Here is a 16897-nt window from a genome sequence, read left to right as displayed (position 1 = left end):
TCGCCGACCCCGACACCCTCCACCACACCCCCATCGGCGTCTTCCGCAGCGTCGACCGCCCCGTCTACGACACACAAATGGCCGACCAACTCGACACCGCCATCGAACACAAGGGCAAGGGCGACCTCGCCGCACTCCTGACCGGCGGCGACACCTGGACGGTCGTCGGATGACGGTCGTCGGATAGAGACAGCCAGGCACGGCCGTCGCCGTGCACTTAGAAAGGGGCGTCCTCCCGAGGGCGCCCCTTTTCCGTGCCCGCGTACGGGCCTGCCCCGCTGCGGCACCCACCCGTACGTCATGACCGTATCGCGGTACGGACATGACAGGGCGGCCCGCCCGGCGCTACCTTTCTTCAGCAGGCCAGGCCAGGGCGTGGCAGGGCAGGGGCGGTCGGGACAGGAGGCGATCAGTGGCGGCGAAAAGCGGTGGCGGCGATCAGCGGGCGGGACTCTTCTACGGGATCGCGGCCTACGGCATGTGGGGCCTGGTCCCCCTCTTCTGGCCCCTGCTGAAGCCCTCGGGCGCCATCGAGATCCTGGCCCACCGGATGGTGTGGTCGCTCGCCGTCGTCGGCATCGCCCTGCTCGCCCTGCGCCGCTGGGGCTGGATGCGCGAGCTGCTGCGGCAGCCGCGGAAGCTCGGCCTGATCGCGGTCGCCGCGGCCGTGATCACCGTCAACTGGGGCCTGTACATCTGGTCCGTGAACTCGGGCCATGTGGTGGAGGCCTCCCTCGGTTACTTCATCAACCCGCTCGTCACGATCGCCATGGGCGTCCTGCTGCTCAAGGAGCGGCTGCGGCCGGCCCAGTGGGCGGCGGTCGGCACCGGCTTCGCGGCGGTGGTGGTCCTGACGTTCGGGTACGGGCGGCCGCCGTGGATCTCACTGACGCTCGCCTTCTCGTTCGCCGTGTACGGCCTGGTGAAGAAGAAGGTCAACATCGGCGGCCTGGAGTCGCTGGCCGCGGAGACGGCGATCCAGTTCCTGCCGGCGATGGCGTACCTGGTCTGGCTCGGCTCCCAGGGCACGCTCACCTTCGGGGCGGAGGGCGCGGGACACGCGGCGCTGCTCGCCGCGACGGGCGTGGTGACCGCCGCGCCGCTGGTCTGCTTCGGTGCGGCGGCGATACGGGTACCGCTGTCGACGCTGGGGCTGCTGCAGTACCTGGCGCCGGTGTTCCAGTTCCTGCTGGGGGTCGTGTACTTCCACGAGGCGATGCCGCCCGAGCGGTGGGCGGGCTTCTCGCTGGTGTGGCTGGCGCTGACGGTCCTGACGTGGGACGCGCTGCGGACATCGCGGCGTACACGGGCGGAGGCGCTGCGCCTGGCGAAGGCGAAGGCTGCGGAGAATGCCGTGGAGGCGGCGGCCGCAGCCCGGCCGGAGGAGGCAGCGGCGGCGCGGGTGCCGGAGGACAGGGCGCCGCGGCTCTGAGTTCCCCCACCCCGCCCCTTCCCGACCGAGGGCTCCACCCCGGCTCCCCGCCAGGTGGGGGCTGACGCCCCCGTGCCCCGCGCGGCAGGACCAAAAGCCCACCCCCTAGCGGGATTCGGCCGGTGTCCGGCATCCGGACGAGGCGTGCGGCATAGCGGGCGGTGCCGGGCCGCGTCGAGGTGTCTCGGGGCGAGGGGCGAGCGGCACGTGGGGCGACCGGCGGAACCGCCCCGTAACCGAGGGCGACGTGGAGCGTCCGGTCACCGAACACCTGTGTCCGGAACACGCTCTTGACGTCGAGTCAACGTCTCGCTGAACATTCAGCACGCACGCCGCACCAGAAGCTCCTACGCCCCGCGCCACCACGGCCGCGGGGCGTCTCGCACGTTCCGTTCCATCCCCGTACGGAATCCCGGAGCCCCCACATGAAGCTCTCCAGAGGAACCGCCGCGTCCGCCGCGGCACTCGCCGTCGCCGGGCTGATAGCCACGGCGGCCCCCGCCACCTCCGCCCCCGCCACCTCCGCCCCGCCGACGGCCGCTGCGGCTGCCGCCGCGCCCGACATACCCGTCGCCAACGTCAAGGCGCACCTCGCCCAGTTCCAGTCCATAGCCACCGCCAACGGCGGCAACCGCGCCCACGGCCGCCCCGGCTACAAGGCGTCGATCGACTACGTCAAGGGCAAGCTGGACGCCGCCGGGTTCACCACCACCGTCCAGCAGTTCACGTACAACGGCACCACCGGCTACAACCTCATCGCCGACTGGCCCGGCGGCGACGCCAACCAGGTCCTGATGGCCGGCGCCCACCTCGACTCCGTCTCCTCCGGCGCCGGCATCAACGACAACGCCTCCGGTTCCGCGGCCGTCCTGGAGGCCGCGCTCGCCGTCTCCCGCGCCCAGTACAAGCCCGCGAAGCACCTGCGCTTCGCCTGGTGGGGCGCGGAGGAACTGGGCCTCGTCGGTTCGAAGTACCACGTCAACAACATGCCGAGCACCGAGCGCGCCAAGATCGCGGGCTACCTCAACTTCGACATGATCGGGTCGCCGAACCCCGGCTACTTCGTCTACGACGACGACCCGACGATCGAGAAGACCTTCAAGGACTACTTCGCCGGGCTCGGCGTGCCCACCGAGATCGAGACCGAGGGCGACGGCCGCTCCGACCACGCCGCCTTCAAGAACGTCGGCATCCCGGTCGGCGGGCTGTTCACCGGCGCGAGCCGTACGAAGACGAGCGCGCAGGCGCAGAAGTGGGGCGGCACCGCCGGTCAGGCCTTCGACCGCTGCTACCACTCGTCCTGCGACACCACGGCGAACATCAACGACACGGCGCTCGACCGGAACAGCGACGCGCTGGCGCACGCCGTGTGGACGCTGTCGGCCGGGACGACGCCGCCGCCGACCGGTGACACGTACGAGAACACCGCCGACGTCGCCATCCCGGACAACGGCCCGGCCGTGACCTCGACGGTCACCGTCTCCGGCCGCACCGGCAACGCCCCGGCCGCGCTGCGCGTCGGCGTCGACGTCGTCCACACCTGGCGCGGGGACGTGGTGCTCGACCTCGTCGCCCCGGACGGCACGGCGTACCGCCTGAAGAACTCCAGCTCCTCGGACTCGGCGGACAACATCCAGACGACGTACACCGTCGACGCGTCAAGCGAGGCCGCGAACGGCGCCTGGAAGCTGCGGGCGCAGGACGTGGCGGCCCAGGACACCGGGTACATCAACGCCTTCCGGCTCACGTTCTGACGCCGAAGGGGCCGTACGTGGGCGGCGGACCCGCCAGCCACGTACGGCCCCGACGCGCGCGCGGCTACTTCTCGGCGTTGGCCACGGAGAGAAGCTTCTCCGGGGTGACGGCGCCCGCGTACAGCCGGCCGTCGTCCGTCAGCAGGGCGTTCACCAGCCGGGTCTTGAAGACCGTGCCGGTGCCGAACTTGCCCGAGACCTTGTCGCCCAGGGCGTCCAGGAAGGCACCCGCCTCCGCCGGCACCTTCTCCGCCGGTGCCTTCTCGCCGTCCGCGGCCGCCTTGCCGTCCGCGGCCGCCTCGCCGCCCGGGGCGTTCAGTGAGGCGACGGTCGTCCAGCCCTCACCGATGACCTTGAGACCGCCCTCGAGGTCCGCGAGGCCCTCGAATTCCTTCGCGAGTTCCTCGGGCAGCTTCTCCCCCGCCGGATCCTGCGCCTCCTGCGGCGCCTCCGTCACCTTCGCGCCCTGCGGGAGCGCGAACGTCGAGGCCGCCGGCGTACCGAAGTCGACCTTCGTGAAGCCGACGTCGATGGCGGCCTTGCCGCCGTCGCTCGGCGTGAGCGTGAACTTCAGCGGCACGCCCTTCTCCGCGTCCACCGCCACCCTGATCGAGCCGATCGTCGAGCCGGCGTCGCTCTGCTTCGGCTTGATGAGCAGCTGGTACGCGTCGCGCCCGGCGATCCGGGAGGTGCCGTCGACCGTCACCGAGGTCGTGTCGTCGACGGCCTTCAGCGCCTGGTCGGCGAGGTCCTTGGGGGTGGCCGGCACCTCGTGGTCGGGAGCCGTGCCGGAGCCCTGCCCGGCCTCCGAGGAGTGGACGGCCTCCTTCGACGCGCCGTCGTAGGCCCAGACGTCCTTCCCGTTGCGTATCAGGCTGTACTCGGCGGCGTCGTCCACGAAGGTCAGCCGCTGCTTGTCCGGGCCGTCGGCCGCCACCCTCAGGGTGTGCGTGCCCGAGGCGAGCTCCATGAGCTTCCCGCTCTCGTCAGCGCCGGCGCCTCCCAGGGCGCCGAGCGACGGAAGCCCCAGGTCGGCGGTGACCTTCACCGTGCCGGACAGGCGCTGTACGTCCGAGGCGGCGATCTTCTCCACCAGCTGCTGTGCCGTGATCTCCGGCAGTTCGGGGTCCCCGGCCGCCGCGAGCGCCGGGACGAGCCCGATCGTCGCCGCCGCCACCCCCGCCACCGCGACCGGAACGGCGTACCGCGCCATGGTCCGGCGCCCCGCGCTCTCGTTCGGTGCGCTGTCGTTCGGTGCCATGTGTGCCTACCTCCGTGGTCAGCGATCCATCTGGATCCATCTGACCAAGGCGGCGCCCCGGAGGCGTCAGCCCCCGGGCTCAACTTCCGTACTGCTGAAGGATGACCCGGACCCTGAGAGCCCCGCGCACAGGCCCTAGCCTGCCCGGTGCACCACCAGGTCGCACAGCTCCTCGAGCGCCGCCTTCGCGGTGCAGTCGGGCAGCGGCGCCAGCAGCGCCCGCGCCTCCTGCGCGTACCGGATGGTGTCCCGGCGCGCGAGCTCCAGCGCCGGGTGGACGCGCAGCCGGCGCAGGGCCTCCGCGTGCCGCTCGTCGTCCGTGAGGTCGCTGTCCAGCAGCGCCACCAGCTCGTGGTCCGCCGCCTTGCCGGAGGCCGCCGCCATCGCGCGCAGGTGCAGCACCGGCAGCGTGGCGATGCCCTCGCGCAGGTCCGTGCCGGGCGTCTTGCCGGACTCGTGGGAGTCGGAGGCGATGTCCAGCAGGTCGTCGGCGAGCTGGAAGGCGACGCCGAGGCGCTCGCCGTACTGCGTGAGGATGTCGACGACCCGCTCGTCGGCGCCCGACATCATCGCGCCGAAGCGGCCCGAGACGGCGATCAGCGAGCCGGTCTTGCCGGCGATGACGTCGAGGTAGTGCTCGACGGGGTCGCGCCCGTCGCCCGGGCCGGCCGTCTCCAGGATCTGTCCGGTGACCAGGCGTTCGAAGGCCTCCGCCTGGATGCGTACGGCTTCCGGCCCGAGATCCGCCAGGATGTGTGAGGCGCGCGCGAAGAGAAAGTCACCCGTGAGGACGGCGACCGAGTTGCCCCAGCGGGCGTTGGCGCTGGGCACCCCGCGCCGCACGTCGGCCTCGTCCATGACGTCGTCGTGGTACAGCGTCGCCAGGTGCGTGAGCTCGACCACGACGGCCGAGGGGACGACCCCGGGGGCGTACGGGTCGCCGAACTGCGCGGCGAGCATCACGAGCAGCGGACGGAAGCGCTTGCCCCCGGCCCGTACCAGGTGCTGGGCGGCCTCCGTGATGAACGGCACGTCGCTCTTGCAGGCATCGAGGAGCCCGGCCTCGACCGCCGCCAATCCGGTCTGGACATCGGCTTCAAGAGCCTGGTCCCGCACGCTCAGCCCGAACGGCCCGACTGCGGTCACGAGGAGATCTCCTGTCTGCTGACGATCACACGGATTGTCGATGTGTCGCTGGATTCACTCAAGTCAGCGTATCCGGTCGCCTTTCGATCACCATGGGCGCCTTCCCGCCACCCCCGGTATGTTCGGGATGGGTAGATTTGCCAGCCAATATGCGCTTTTTTCGGAACTCCGTGAGGCCTCTCCATGCGCTTCCGCACCTCCTTCCCGTACGAGACGACCCACGAGGACGTCCGGATCGCGCTGCCGGACAGCACCCGCCTGTACGGCCGGATCTGGCGCCCCCTGACGGACGAACCGGTGCCCGCGCTGCTGGAGTACGCGCCGGACCGGCTGACCGACGCGACCGCCGCCCGCGACGCGCAGCGCCACCCTTGGTACGCGGGCCACGGCTACGCCTCGGTACGGGTGGACGCGCGCGGGTACGGCAACAGCGAGGGCGTGCCGAAGCTCACGCAGGACCTCGCGGACGCGGCCGAGGTCCTCGACTGGCTCGCGGACCGGCCGTGGTGCAGCGGCCGCGTCGGCATGATCGGCATCGGCCCCGGCGCGACCATCGCCCTCCGCCTCGCCGCGCTCCCCTCCCCCGCCGTGCTCCCCGCCGCCGCGCTTCCCTCACCCGCCGCCCCCCCGGCGTCCGGCCCGCTCGGCGCGGTGGTCGCCGTCTGCGCCGAGGACGACGCCCCGCAGAGCACCCGGTACGACCACGGTCACGGCGCCCGGCTCGCCCGCGCCGCCTGCCCGCCGGACCCGCACTACGTCGGCGACCTGTGGCGCGAGATGTGGCTGGCCCGCCTGGAGGCGCTGGACCCGGCCGGCGAGCCCGCGCTCCCGCCGTACGAGCCGGAGGCCATCGCCGTGCCCGTCCTCGCCGTCGGCGGCCGGCACGCCCCGCACCGCGACACCGTGCTGCGGCTCGTGGAGCGCCTGCCACGCGACCGGGTACGCGGCATCCTGGGGCCCTGGCCGCTCCAGTACCCGGACCAGGGCCTGCCGCCCGGGCCGGCGATCGGCTTCCTCCAGGAGACCCTGCGCTGGTGGGACCACCACCTCAAGGGCGCCGCCAACGACGTCATGGCCGCGCCGCTCCTGCGCTCCTGGATCAGCTCCTCCCACCCGCCCGCGACCGCGCCGCCCGAGCTGCCGGGCCGCTGGGCGGGCGACGACGCCTGGCCGTCGCCGCGGGTCACACCGGTCGCGTACGCACTGCAGGGCCCGCCCGTCGTCGTCCGCTCGCCGCTCCACACCGGCCTGGACGCCGGACGGCTGGTTCCCCGCGGTGGTGACGCCGACCTGCCGCCCGACCAGCGCGCCGACGACGCCTGCTCGGCCTGCTTCGACTTCCCCGTACCGGAGGACGGCTCACCGGTCGAGGTCCTCGGCAGCCCCCGGGTCACCCTGGCCGTGCGCCCCCACGCCCCCGCCGAGCGCGCGCAGGTGATCGCCCGGCTCTGCGACGTGGCGCCCGGCGGCGCTTCCACCCTCGTCGCGCGCGGCGCCTCCGCCACCGGGCCGGGCGGTGAGTGCGTCTTCGACCTGGGCTCCACCGCCCACGCCTTCGCGCCCGGGCACCGCGTACGGCTCGCGGTCTCGTCCGCGTACTGGCCCTGGGTCCGGCCGCACCCGGAGGCCGGGGGCTTCACGCTCGACCCGGCCGACAGCGCTCTCGAACTCCCCCTGCGCACGCCCACGAGCGACGACGGCGTGGCCTTCGAACCGCCGGAACAGGCCGAGCAGCTCGGCGTCCGCCACCCCGCCACCCTCGACGACGCGCAGCGCCCCGCGCTGCTGCTCGTCCGGGACGTCGCCCGGGGCGAGTGGCGCCTGGAGGCGAACGCCCCCTGCGGTGACGGCGCCGGCTCCGGCGGTGGAGGTACGCGCGTCCACCCCGACGGCCTCGAATTCGGCGAGTACGCCGTGGAGACGTACACCGTCACCGACGGCGACCCGCTCTCCGCCCGCAGCCGCGCCGAGCGGACGTTCCGCTTCCACCGCCCGGACCCGGACCAGCTGTGGAACGTCACCGTCGACACCCGCTCCGAGACCGCCTACGAGGCCGGCCACGTCGTCACCACCGACGAGGTCGTCTGCGCCCAGGGCCCGGAAGTCCTCTTCCACCGCACCTGGGTCGGACGCAAGGGCCCTACGGCCGGATGATCACCGCGGCACCGTCGTAACGTGTCCCCCACACACGTGGAAAGCGAGGCAAGCACCGATGCCCGAGCAGTCCGAGCAGCACAGCCCGCTCGACCTGGCCGAAGGCGACCCCTTCGGCCCGCACAACCTCCCGTACGGCGTCTTCAGCACCGCCGACGAGCCCGCCCGCCGCCGGCTCGGCGTCCGCATCGGCGACCACGTCCTGGACGCGGGCGCGGCGGCCCTGGCGCTGGGCTCGCCGTACGCGGCGCTGCTCGCGCAGCCCAGCCTGAACCCGCTGCTGGCCGCGGGCCGCACCGCCTGGCGCGATGTCCGCCGGGCCCTGACCGCCTGGGTCACCGTGCCGGCCCACCGCACGGACGTCGAGCCCCTGCTGCACCCCCTGGCCGACGTCACGCTCCACCTGCCGTACGAGGTCGCGGACTACGTCGACTTCTACGCCTCCGAGCACCACGCCACCAACGTGGGCCGGATGTTCCGCCCGGACGGCGAGCCGCTCACGCCCAACTGGAAGCACCTGCCGATCGGTTACCACGGCCGCTCGGGCACGGTCGTGGTCTCCGGCACCGAGATCACGCGGCCCTCCGGCCAGCGCAAGGCGCCCGCCGATCCGGCGCCGGTCTTCGGGCCGTCCGTGAAGCTGGACATCGAGGCCGAGGTCGGCTTCCTCGTCGGTACGCCGTCCGGGCTGGGCGAGCCGGTTGCGCTCGGCGACTTCCGCGACCACGTCTTCGGGCTGACGCTCCTCAACGACTGGTCGGCGCGCGACATCCAGGCGTGGGAGTACGTGCCGCTGGGCCCCTTCCTCGGCAAGTCCTTCGCCACCTCCGTGTCCGCCTGGGTCACGCCGCTGGAGGCGCTGGACGCCGCCCGCGTCGCGCCGCCCGCGCGGGACTTCCCGGTCCTGCCGTACCTGGACGACAGCGCGGAGGAGGAGCCGGGCGGCTTCGAGCTGCACATCACGGTGCGGATCAACGGGGAGGTCGTCGCCGAGCCGCCGTTCGCCACGATGTACTGGACGGCCGCCCAGCAGCTGGCCCACATGACCGTGAACGGCGCCTCGCTCCGTACGGGCGACCTGTACGGCTCCGGCACGGTCAGCGGCCCCGAGGTCCACCAGCGCGGCTCGCTGCTGGAGCTCACCTGGAACGGCCAGGAGCCGATCGAACTGTCCACCGGCAAGCGCACGTTCCTGGAAGACGGCGACGAGGTCACGCTCACCGCGTGGGCGCCCGGCCCGGACGGGGTGAAGGTCGCACTGGGCGAGGTGACGGGCCGGATCGCCCCCGCCCGCTAGGCACACCGTGCCCGGTCCTGCCTGTGGCAGGCAGGCAGGACCGGACAACGGGCCGGGTGCACCTACGCACGCACCCGCGTACGCACCTCCGTACCGCTAGGGCACGTTCAGTACGAAGTCGAACGCCGCCTCGCGCGAGCCCCCGGTGCCGCGCACCGTCATGAGCAGGCGCGGGTCGAAGAGCGGGTCGGTGTTGTTGCGTGGCTCGCCCGGGAAGTACAGCTGCGTGGTGAGCACGGGGCGCCCGGGCGCCTGCACCTTGACGTGGAGGTGCCGGGTCCGGCCCGGGTAGAGGCCCGGCACGATGGTGGTGAGCGTGAACGCGCCCTGCGCGTTGGTGAACTGGTGACCCCGGAAGCGGAAACCGGCGTTGTCGTACGCGCCGTTGACGTCGGCCTGCCAGAAGTCCAGCAGGACGCCGCCGAGGGGCCGGCAGGACAGGCCGAAGACGTACCCGGTGAGGCTGAGGCGTACGCCGGGGGTGGTCGGTCCCACCAGGGACGTGCGGCGCGGGGAGTTGGGCTTGAAGTACGGGCCCTCCATCTGCGGCGGGGTCGGGTCGTCGCCGTCGTCGCAGGAGGGTGTCGGTTCGAGGGCGGCCGCCGGGTCGGCGGAGGCCGTCAGGGTGCGGGCCAGGGCCGGTACGCCCATCAGCGCCGCGGGTGCGGCGATTCCGGCGGTGACCGCGGCGCGCAGCACCGCTTTGCGGCTGGGGCGCCCGGGGATCTCTGCCATGCCTGCTCCTCCTCGTGGGGGGCGGTCGGGGGATCGGCACCGAACTTATGCGGGCCCCCCGGGCGGGGCGATGGACTCGATCCGGTGGTCGTGGTGAATATCGCCGCCGCGCCGGAAGTCGCCCGGACTCACGCCCGTCTCGCGCCGGAAGAAGCGGCAGAAGTACGCCGGGTCCGCCATGCCGACGCGCAGCGCCACCTGACGTACCGTCAGGTCCGTACGGGCCAGCAGCCGCTTGGCCTCGTGCGTACGGGCCTCGCGGAGGAGTTGCCCGGGGGTGCGGCCCGTGGCGGCCTTGACGGCCTCCGCGAGGTAGCCGGAGGTCACCCCGATGCGGCGGGCGCAGGCGTGCACCGACCACAGGTCCGGGTCGGTGGCGCCCGCGATGAGCCGCGTGAACTCCCCGGCCACCGCTCGGGCGCGGTCCGAGACGGGCGCCTGGGACGCTTCGCCGACGCCGCGCATCAGCGCCTCGGGCGCGGCTCCGGCCGCCGGGCCGTCCAGCCGGGCGGCCCGTACGACGAGGACGTGGAGCAGCGCCCGCAGCACGGTCTCGAAGCCGTCGGCGCCCCGGCGGTACTCGTCGTCGAGGTCGGCCACCAGGCGGGACGTCCAGGCGTGGGCGTGGTCGCCCAGCGTCAGCCAGGGGCGCTCGCTCAGGCGTCGCAGGAGGTCCCGGTCGCCGGGGTGGTCGAGCAGGAAGTGCTCGGTGAACAGGATGACGGAGCCGGCCAGGCCGGTCACGTCCTGCCAGTGGTGCACCTGGCCCGGCGTGATGACGCACAGGTGCGGCGGGCGCAGCTCCCAGCGGGCGAGGTCGACGACGTGGGCGCCGGTCCCGGCGGTGACGTGCACGATCTCGTAGAAGGTGTGCCGGTGCGGGAAGGACGCCCGGGACATCGGTCCGATCGTGTCGAAGGTGCCGATGGCGAACGGCATCACATTGGGCATCGGCACGTCCAGGCGGTGCAGGGGCAGCGCCCCCGCCGCAGCCCCCGCACCGGTCTCCGCAGCAGTGCCTGCACCGGCGCCCGCCGCAGTCCCCGCACCGGTCCCCGCCGCGGGTGACGCCGGTAAGGCGGGCAGCACCGTGGTCCCGCGCATCGTCCACTCCCTCCGCTCGCGCTTCATCAGGTCCAGACCAATCGCGGTCTCCACGATGGCACGCTCCCCGCCGCGGCGGAATGGGCCCTCAACCGGCCTTAGCCCAACGGCTACCCGGATGCGGCCTGGCGCGACTCCACCAAGGCTGGTCACGGCAGTCGCCCCACCCCTTCACACTCCTGGAGCAGTCATGCGTCCCCGCCCCCTGATATCCGCCCTCGGTCTCGCCGCCGTCGCCGCGCTCTCGCTGGGCGCTGCCCCCGCCGCCCCCGCGGCCCCGACGGCCCCCACGGCCGGCGGCGGGGACGACCGGCTCCACCCCGACGTCGTACGGGCGTACCAGGCGACGAAGAAGTACCGCGACGAGTCCCTCGCCCTCAGGGACGGCTACGTACCGGAACCCGTGTGTGCCTCCTCCGAAGAGGGCGGCATGGGCTACCACTACGTCAAGGAAGACCACATCGGCTCGACCGACCCCACCCGGCCCGCCGCGCTGCTGTACGAGGAGAAGGACGGCAAGCGGAAGCTGGTCGCGGTGGAGTACCTGGTGGTCGACGAGGACCAGGACCTCAACACCGACGAGGACCGTCCGGAGATGTTCGGCGGCGTGCCCTTCCTGGGCCCGATGCCCGGCCACACGCCCGACATGCCGATCCACTACGACCTGCACGCCTGGCTGCACAAGCCGAACCCGAACGGGTTGTTCGCCGAGTGGAACCCCCTGGTGAAGTGCCCCGAGCAGCAGTCCTGATCCTGCCGCACCCCCGTGACGCGCGTCGGCGGGGTGCCCGTGACCGGGCACCCCGCCGACGTACGCGTCGTCTCCGCGCTCAGCGGACGAAGACCCCCGCCTGTCCGGCCAGGTCGAGGAAGTATTGCGGCGCGACACCCAGCACCAGCGTGACGGCGACGCCCACGGCGATGGCCGTCATCGTCAGCGGCGACGGCACGGCCACCGTCGGCCCCTCCGGCTTCGGTTCGCTGAAGAACATCAGCACGATGACCCGGATGTAGAAGAACGCGGCGATGGCCGACGAGATCACGCCGACGACCACCAGCGCCCCGGCGCCGCCTTCCGCCGCCGCCTTGAAGACGGCGAACTTGCCGGTGAAGCCCGACGTCAGCGGGATTCCCGCGAAGGCCAGCAGGAACACCGCGAAGACCGCCGCCACGAGTGGCGAACGCCGCCCGAGCCCCGCCCACTTCGACAGGTGCGTCGCCTCGCCGCCCGCGTCGCGCACCAGGGTGACGACGGCGAAGGCGCCGATCGTCACGAAGGAGTACGCCCCCAGGTAGAACAGCACCGAGGAGACGCCGTCGGGGGTGGCCGCGATGACACCCGCCAGGATGAACCCGGCGTGCGCGATGGACGAGTAGGCCAGCAGCCGCTTGATGTCGGTCTGGGTGATGGCGATGACCGCGCCGGCCAGCATGGTGACGATGGCGACGCCCCACATGACCGGCCGCCAGTCCCAGGTGAGCCCCGGCAGCACCACGTACAGCACGCGCAGCAGGGCGCCGAACGCGGCCACCTTCGTCGCGGCGGCCATGAAGCCGGTGACCGGCGTCGGCGCGCCCTGGTAGACGTCCGGCGTCCACATGTGGAACGGCACCGCGCCGACCTTGAACAGCAGCCCCATCAGCAGCATCGCGGTGCCGATGAGCAGCAGGACGTCGTTGCCCATGGTGTCGGCGAGCGCCGGGGTGACGGCCGTGACCGAGCCGTCGACGACGTCGGCGATACGGGCGTACGAGACCGAGCCCGCGTACCCGTACAGCAGCGCGACGCCGAACAGCAGGAAGGCCGACGAGAAGGCGCCGAGCAGGAAGTACTTCACCGCCGCCTCCTGCGACATCAGCCGCTTGCGGCGGGCGACGGCGCAGAGCAGGTACAGCGGGAGGGAGAAGACCTCCAGCGCGATGAAGAGCGTCAGCAGGTCGTTGGCCGCCGGGAAGACGAGCATGCCGCCGACCGCGAAGAGCATCAGCGGGAAGACCTCGGTGGTCGTGTGCCCGGCCTTGACGGCGGCCTTCTCGTGCTCTCCGCCGGGTACGGCGGCGGCCTCGGCCGCGAACGAGTCGACCCTGTGCCCGTGGTGGGCGGGGTCGAGCCGGCGCTCGGCGAAGGTGAACACCGCGACGAGCGAGGCCAGCAGGATGGTGCCCTGCAGGAAGAGCGCGGGCCCGTCGACCGCGATGGCGCCCATCGCGGCGATGCCCGCCTTGGTGGAGCCGTAGCCGCCGGCCGCCAGGCCGACCACCGCCGCGAAAGCGGCGGCCAGCGCGACGACGGTCAGGAAGACCTGCGCGTAGTAGCGGGCCCGGCGCGGGACGAACGCCTCCAGGAGGATGCCCAGCACGGCGGCGCCCACCACGATCAGTGTGGGTGCCAGCTGGGTGTACTCGATGGTCGGCGCCCCGATCTTGTCGACGGCTGCCGGCTCGGCCGCCGTCGTCCACAGGCTGTGGACAGCCTCTGCGGCTGCTGCGTTCACTTGGCCGCCTCCACTTCGGGTGCCGGGTCCTTCTGCTGTACGTCCGACATGGTGTGCCGCACCGCCGGATCGACGATCTCGGTCACCGGCTTCGGGTAGACCCCGAGGAGCAGCAGCAGCGCGATCAGCGGCGCGACCACCACCAGCTCACGGGCCTTGAGGTCGGGCATGGCCCGCACCTCCTCCTTCACCGGGCCGGTCATCGTCCGCTGGTAGAGCACCAGCGTGTAGAGCGCGGCGAGCACGATGCCGAAGGTCGCGATGACGCCCGCGACCGGATAGCGGGCGAACGTGCCCACCAGAACGAGGAATTCGGAGACGAACGGGGCGAGGCCGGGCAGCGACAGAGTCGCCAGACCGCCGATCAGGAACGTCCCGGCGAGCACCGGCGCGACCTTCTGCACCCCCCCGTAGTCGGCGATGAGCCGCGAGCCGCGCCGCGAGATGAGGAACCCGGCCACCAGCATCAGCGCGGCCGTCGAGATCCCGTGGTTGACCATGTAGAGCGTCGCGCCGGACTGGCCCTGGCTCGTCATGGCGAAGATGCCCATGATGATGAAGCCGAAGTGGGAGATCGACGCGTACGCGACCAGGCGCTTGATGTCCCGCTGGCCGACGGCCAGCAGCGCCCCGTACACGATGCTGACCAGCGCCAGCACGATGATCGCGGGCGTGGCCCACTTCGAGGCCTCCGGGAAGAGCTGGAGGCAGAAGCGGAGCATCGCGAAGGTGCCGACCTTGTCCACGACCGCCGTGATGAGCACGGCGACCGGGGCGGTGGCCTCCCCCATGGCGTTGGGCAGCCAGGTGTGCAGCGGCCACAGCGGCGCCTTCACCGCGAAGGCGAAGAAGAAGCCCAGGAACAGCAGCCGCTCGGTGGTGGCCGCCATCTCCAGCTCGCCGCTCGCCCTGGCCTCGGCGATCTCCGTGAGGGAGAAGTTCCCGGCGACGACGTACAGCCCGATGACGGCGGCGAGCATGATGAGCCCGCCGACCAGGTTGTAGAGCAGGAACTTCACCGCGGCGTACGACCGCTGGGCGGCGGCGTTCTCGTCGCTGCCCGCGTGGGCCCGGTCCCCGAAGCCGCCGATGAGGAAGTACATCGGGATGAGCATGGCTTCGAAGAGGATGTAGAAGAGGAAGACGTCGGTGGCCTCGAAGGAGAGGATCACCATCGCCTCGACGGCCAGGATCAGGGCGAAGAAGCCCTGAGTCGGCCGCCACCGCTTGGACTGGGTCTCCAGGGGGTCGGCGTCGTGCCAGCCGGCGAGGATGATGAACGGGATCAGCAGCGCGGTGAGCGCGATGAGCGCCACCCCGATGCCGTCCACGCCCAGTTCGTACCGCACCCCGAAGTCCTTGATCCAGGTGTGCGACTCGGTGAGCTGGTAGCGGTCGCCGCCGGGCTCGAAGCGGACCGCGACGTACGCGGCGAGCACGAGCGTGGCGAGCGAGACGAGCAGCGCCAGCCACTTGGCGGCCGTGCGGCGCGCGGCGGGGACTGCGGCGGTGAGGATCGCGCCGACGGCCGGCACGGCCGCCGTCACCGTCAGGAGGGGAAAGGACATCGGGGTCACACTCCCCTCATCAGCAGGGTCGCGGCGATCAGCACCGCCGTACCTCCGAACATCGAGACCGCGTAGGAGCGGGCGAAGCCGTTCTGCAGCAGGCGCAGCCGGCCGGACAGGCCGCCGAACGAGGCGGCGGTGCCGTTGACCACCCCGTCGACCAGGGAGTGGTCGACGTAGACCAGGGAGCGGGTGAGGTGCTCGCCGCCGCGCACCAGGACGACGTGGTTGAAGTCGTCCTGGAGCAGGTCGCGGCGGGCGGCGCGGGTGAGCAGCGAGCCGCGCGGGGCGACGACCGGCACGGGCCGGCGGCCGTACTGCGCGTACGCGATGCCGACCCCGATCAGCAGCACGACGACCGTGGAGGCGGTCACCGCGCCCGCGCTGATCGGCGGGTGGCCGTGCTCGAACTCGGTCACCGGCTTCAGCCAGTTGACGAACGCGCTGTTGAGCGAGAAGAGCGCGCCCGCGAAGACCGACCCGAAGGCCAGCAGGATCATCGGGATCGTCATGGACTTCGGCGACTCGTGCGGGTGCGGCATCTCGCCGGGGCGGACGTCGACGCCCGGCTCCACACTGGGCGCCTTGTCCGGGTCGGGGGCGGGCTGCCAGCGCTTCTCGCCGAAGAAGGTCATGAGCATCACGCGGGTCATGTAGTACGCGGTGAGGCCCGCGCCCAGCAGCGCGACGCCTCCGAGGATCCAGCCCTCCGTGCCGCCCTTGGCGAAGGCCGCCTCGATGATCTTGTCCTTGGACCAGAAGCCGGAGAGGCCCGGGAAGCCGATGATCGCGAGGTAGCCGAGGCCGAAGGTGACGAAGGTGACCGGCATGTACGTCCGCAGGCCGCCGTACTTCCTCATGTCGACCTCGTCGTTCATGCCGTGCATGACCGAGCCGGCGCCGAGGAACAGCCCGGCCTTGAAGAAGCCGTGCGTCACCAGGTGCATGATCGCGAAGGCGTACCCGATGGGGCCGAGACCGGCGGCCAGGATCATGTAGCCGATCTGCGACATCGTGGAGCCGGCCAGCGCCTTCTTGATGTCGTCCTTGGCGCAACCGACGATCGCACCGAAGAGGAGCGTGACCGCGCCGACGACGGTGACCGCCAGCTGCGCGTCCGGGGCGGCGTTGAAGATCGCGCCCGAGCGGGTGATGAGGTAGACGCCGGCGGTCACCATGGTGGCCGCGTGGATCAGGGCCGAGACCGGGGTCGGGCCCTCCATCGCGTCACCGAGCCAGGACTGCAGCGGCACCTGCGCGGACTTGCCGCACGCGGCGAGCAGCAGCATCAGCCCGATGGCCGTCAGCATGCCCTCGGACGTCTCACCGGTCGCGGAGAGCACCGGCCCGAAGGTGAAGGTCCCGAAGGTGGTGAACATCAGCATGATGGCGATGGACAGGCCCATGTCGCCGACCCGGTTGACCAGGAAGGCCTTCTTCGCCGCCGTCGCCGCGCTCGGCTTGTGCTGCCAGAAGCCGATGAGCAGGTACGAGGCGAGGCCGACGCCCTCCCAGCCGAAGTACAGCAGCAGGTAGTTGTCGGCGAGGACCAGCAGCAGCATCGCCGCGAGGAACAGGTTCAGATAGCCGAAGAAGCGGCGCCTGCGCTCGTCGTGGGCCATGTACCCGATCGAGTACACGTGGATGAGCGTGCCCACGCCGGTGATGAGGAGGACGAACGTCATCGACAGCTGGTCCAGCTGGAAGGCGATGTCCGCTTGGAAGCTCTCCACCGGCACCCAGCTGAACAGGCGCTGGTGCAGGGCGCGTTCCTCCGCGCCCTTGCCGAGCATGTCGAAGAAGAGCACGACGCCGATGGCGAAGGAGGCGGCCGCGAGCAGGGTGCCGAGCCAGTGCCCGGCCTTGTCCAGCCGGCGGCCGCCGCACAACAGGACGGCCGCTCCGAGCAGGGGCGCCGCGACGAGCAGCGCGATCAGGTTCTCCACGATTC

Annotated in this window: 11 protein-coding genes and 2 pseudogenes; 6 read left to right on the top strand and 7 right to left on the bottom strand. The window is 72.0% G+C overall.

Features of this window, described 5'->3' with window-relative positions; translation table 11 throughout:
* From AB0A69_RS29445 to AB0A69_RS29435, 3 genes and pseudogenes are all read left to right on the top strand, one after another.
* Nucleotides 1-173, top strand: a pseudogene (locus tag AB0A69_RS29445) (2-oxoacid:ferredoxin oxidoreductase subunit beta); the annotation flags it as partial.
* Between the two features lie 239 nt (nucleotides 174-412).
* Complete coding sequence (gene rarD / locus AB0A69_RS29440) at nucleotides 413-1432, top strand: EamA family transporter RarD (protein ID WP_361428338.1); 1020 nt, start codon at nucleotides 413-415, stop codon at nucleotides 1430-1432.
* 425 nt (nucleotides 1433-1857) lie between these two features.
* Nucleotides 1858-3186, top strand: coding sequence for a M28 family peptidase (locus AB0A69_RS29435; protein WP_361428336.1), 1329 nt, complete (start codon nucleotides 1858-1860; stop codon nucleotides 3184-3186).
* Between the two features lie 64 nt (nucleotides 3187-3250).
* On the opposite strand, the gene AB0A69_RS29430 is transcribed toward AB0A69_RS29435, so the two are convergent.
* Both AB0A69_RS29430 and AB0A69_RS29425 read right to left on the bottom strand, forming a co-directional pair.
* Nucleotides 3251-4447 (bottom strand): sigma-E factor regulatory protein RseB domain-containing protein, encoded by a 1197-nt coding sequence (locus AB0A69_RS29430; RefSeq protein ID WP_361428334.1) that lies wholly within the window; start codon nucleotides 4445-4447, stop codon nucleotides 3251-3253.
* A 135-nt stretch (nucleotides 4448-4582) separates the two neighbouring features.
* Nucleotides 4583-5593, bottom strand: coding sequence for a polyprenyl synthetase family protein (locus AB0A69_RS29425; protein ID WP_361428332.1), 1011 nt, complete (start codon nucleotides 5591-5593; stop codon nucleotides 4583-4585).
* Between the two features lie 183 nt (nucleotides 5594-5776).
* On the opposite strand from AB0A69_RS29425, the gene AB0A69_RS29420 reads away from it, so the two are divergent.
* Both AB0A69_RS29420 and fahA read left to right on the top strand, forming a co-directional pair.
* Nucleotides 5777-7747 (top strand): CocE/NonD family hydrolase, encoded by a 1971-nt coding sequence (locus AB0A69_RS29420; RefSeq protein ID WP_361428330.1) that lies wholly within the window; start codon nucleotides 5777-5779, stop codon nucleotides 7745-7747.
* A gap of 58 nt (nucleotides 7748-7805) precedes the next feature.
* Entirely contained in the window at nucleotides 7806-9044 is a 1239-nt protein-coding gene (gene fahA, locus AB0A69_RS29415) for a fumarylacetoacetase (RefSeq protein WP_361428328.1), read from the top strand.
* 99 nt (nucleotides 9045-9143) lie between these two features.
* Here fahA and AB0A69_RS29410 read toward each other — a convergent pair.
* Nucleotides 9144-9779: pseudogene (locus tag AB0A69_RS29410) on the bottom strand (dioxygenase); the annotation flags it as partial.
* 45 nt (nucleotides 9780-9824) lie between these two features.
* Nucleotides 9825-10937: an AraC family transcriptional regulator gene (locus AB0A69_RS29405; RefSeq protein ID WP_361428326.1), complete on the bottom strand. Its 1113-nt coding sequence runs from the start codon at nucleotides 10935-10937 to the stop codon at nucleotides 9825-9827.
* A gap of 136 nt (nucleotides 10938-11073) precedes the next feature.
* Here AB0A69_RS29405 and AB0A69_RS29400 point away from each other — a divergent pair, with 136 nt between their 5' ends.
* Nucleotides 11074-11634 carry a hypothetical protein gene (locus AB0A69_RS29400; protein WP_361428324.1) on the top strand — a complete coding sequence of 187 codons (561 nt, stop codon included), beginning with the start codon at nucleotides 11074-11076 and terminating at the stop codon, nucleotides 11632-11634.
* A gap of 79 nt (nucleotides 11635-11713) precedes the next feature.
* On the opposite strand, the gene nuoN is transcribed toward AB0A69_RS29400, so the two are convergent.
* The 3 genes from nuoN to nuoL are packed head-to-tail and all read right to left on the bottom strand — an operon-like array spanning nucleotide 11714 to nucleotide 16892.
* Nucleotides 11714-13378: an NADH-quinone oxidoreductase subunit NuoN gene (nuoN, locus tag AB0A69_RS29395; RefSeq protein ID WP_361428322.1), complete on the bottom strand. Its 1665-nt coding sequence runs from the start codon at nucleotides 13376-13378 to the stop codon at nucleotides 11714-11716.
* On the bottom strand, nucleotides 13375-14946 hold the full coding sequence (locus tag AB0A69_RS29390; RefSeq protein ID WP_361428320.1) for an NADH-quinone oxidoreductase subunit M: 1572 nt from the start codon (nucleotides 14944-14946) through the stop codon (nucleotides 13375-13377). Before AB0A69_RS29390 ends, nuoN begins: the two co-directional genes overlap by 4 nt.
* 5 nt (nucleotides 14947-14951) lie before the next feature.
* Nucleotides 14952-16892, bottom strand: coding sequence for an NADH-quinone oxidoreductase subunit L (gene nuoL, locus AB0A69_RS29385; protein ID WP_361428318.1), 1941 nt, complete (start codon nucleotides 16890-16892; stop codon nucleotides 14952-14954).
* Nucleotides 16893-16897: the final 5 nt, after the last annotated feature.

Source organism: Streptomyces sp. NPDC045431 (assembly GCF_040646655.1).
Taxonomy (GTDB): domain Bacteria; phylum Actinomycetota; class Actinomycetes; order Streptomycetales; family Streptomycetaceae; genus Streptomyces.
The sequence above is the reverse complement of the archived record's forward strand: the minus strand, read 5'-3'. Positions and strand labels throughout refer to the sequence as shown.

Bases quoted from the DNA above. Each gene is read 5' to 3' on its own strand.
- AB0A69_RS29435 (WP_361428336.1), top strand. From the start codon at position 1,858: ATGAAGCTCTCCAGAGGAACCGCCGCGTCCGCCGCGGCACTCGCCGTC.
- AB0A69_RS29430 (WP_361428334.1), bottom strand. From the start codon at position 4,447: ATGGCACCGAACGACAGCGCACCGAACGAGAGCGCGGGGCGCCGGACC.
- AB0A69_RS29420 (WP_361428330.1), top strand. From the start codon at position 5,777: ATGCGCTTCCGCACCTCCTTCCCGTACGAGACGACCCACGAGGACGTC.
- fahA (WP_361428328.1), top strand. From the start codon at position 7,806: ATGCCCGAGCAGTCCGAGCAGCACAGCCCGCTCGACCTGGCCGAAGGC.
- AB0A69_RS29400 (WP_361428324.1), top strand. From the start codon at position 11,074: ATGCGTCCCCGCCCCCTGATATCCGCCCTCGGTCTCGCCGCCGTCGCC.
- AB0A69_RS29390 (WP_361428320.1), bottom strand. From the start codon at position 14,946: ATGTCCTTTCCCCTCCTGACGGTGACGGCGGCCGTGCCGGCCGTCGGC.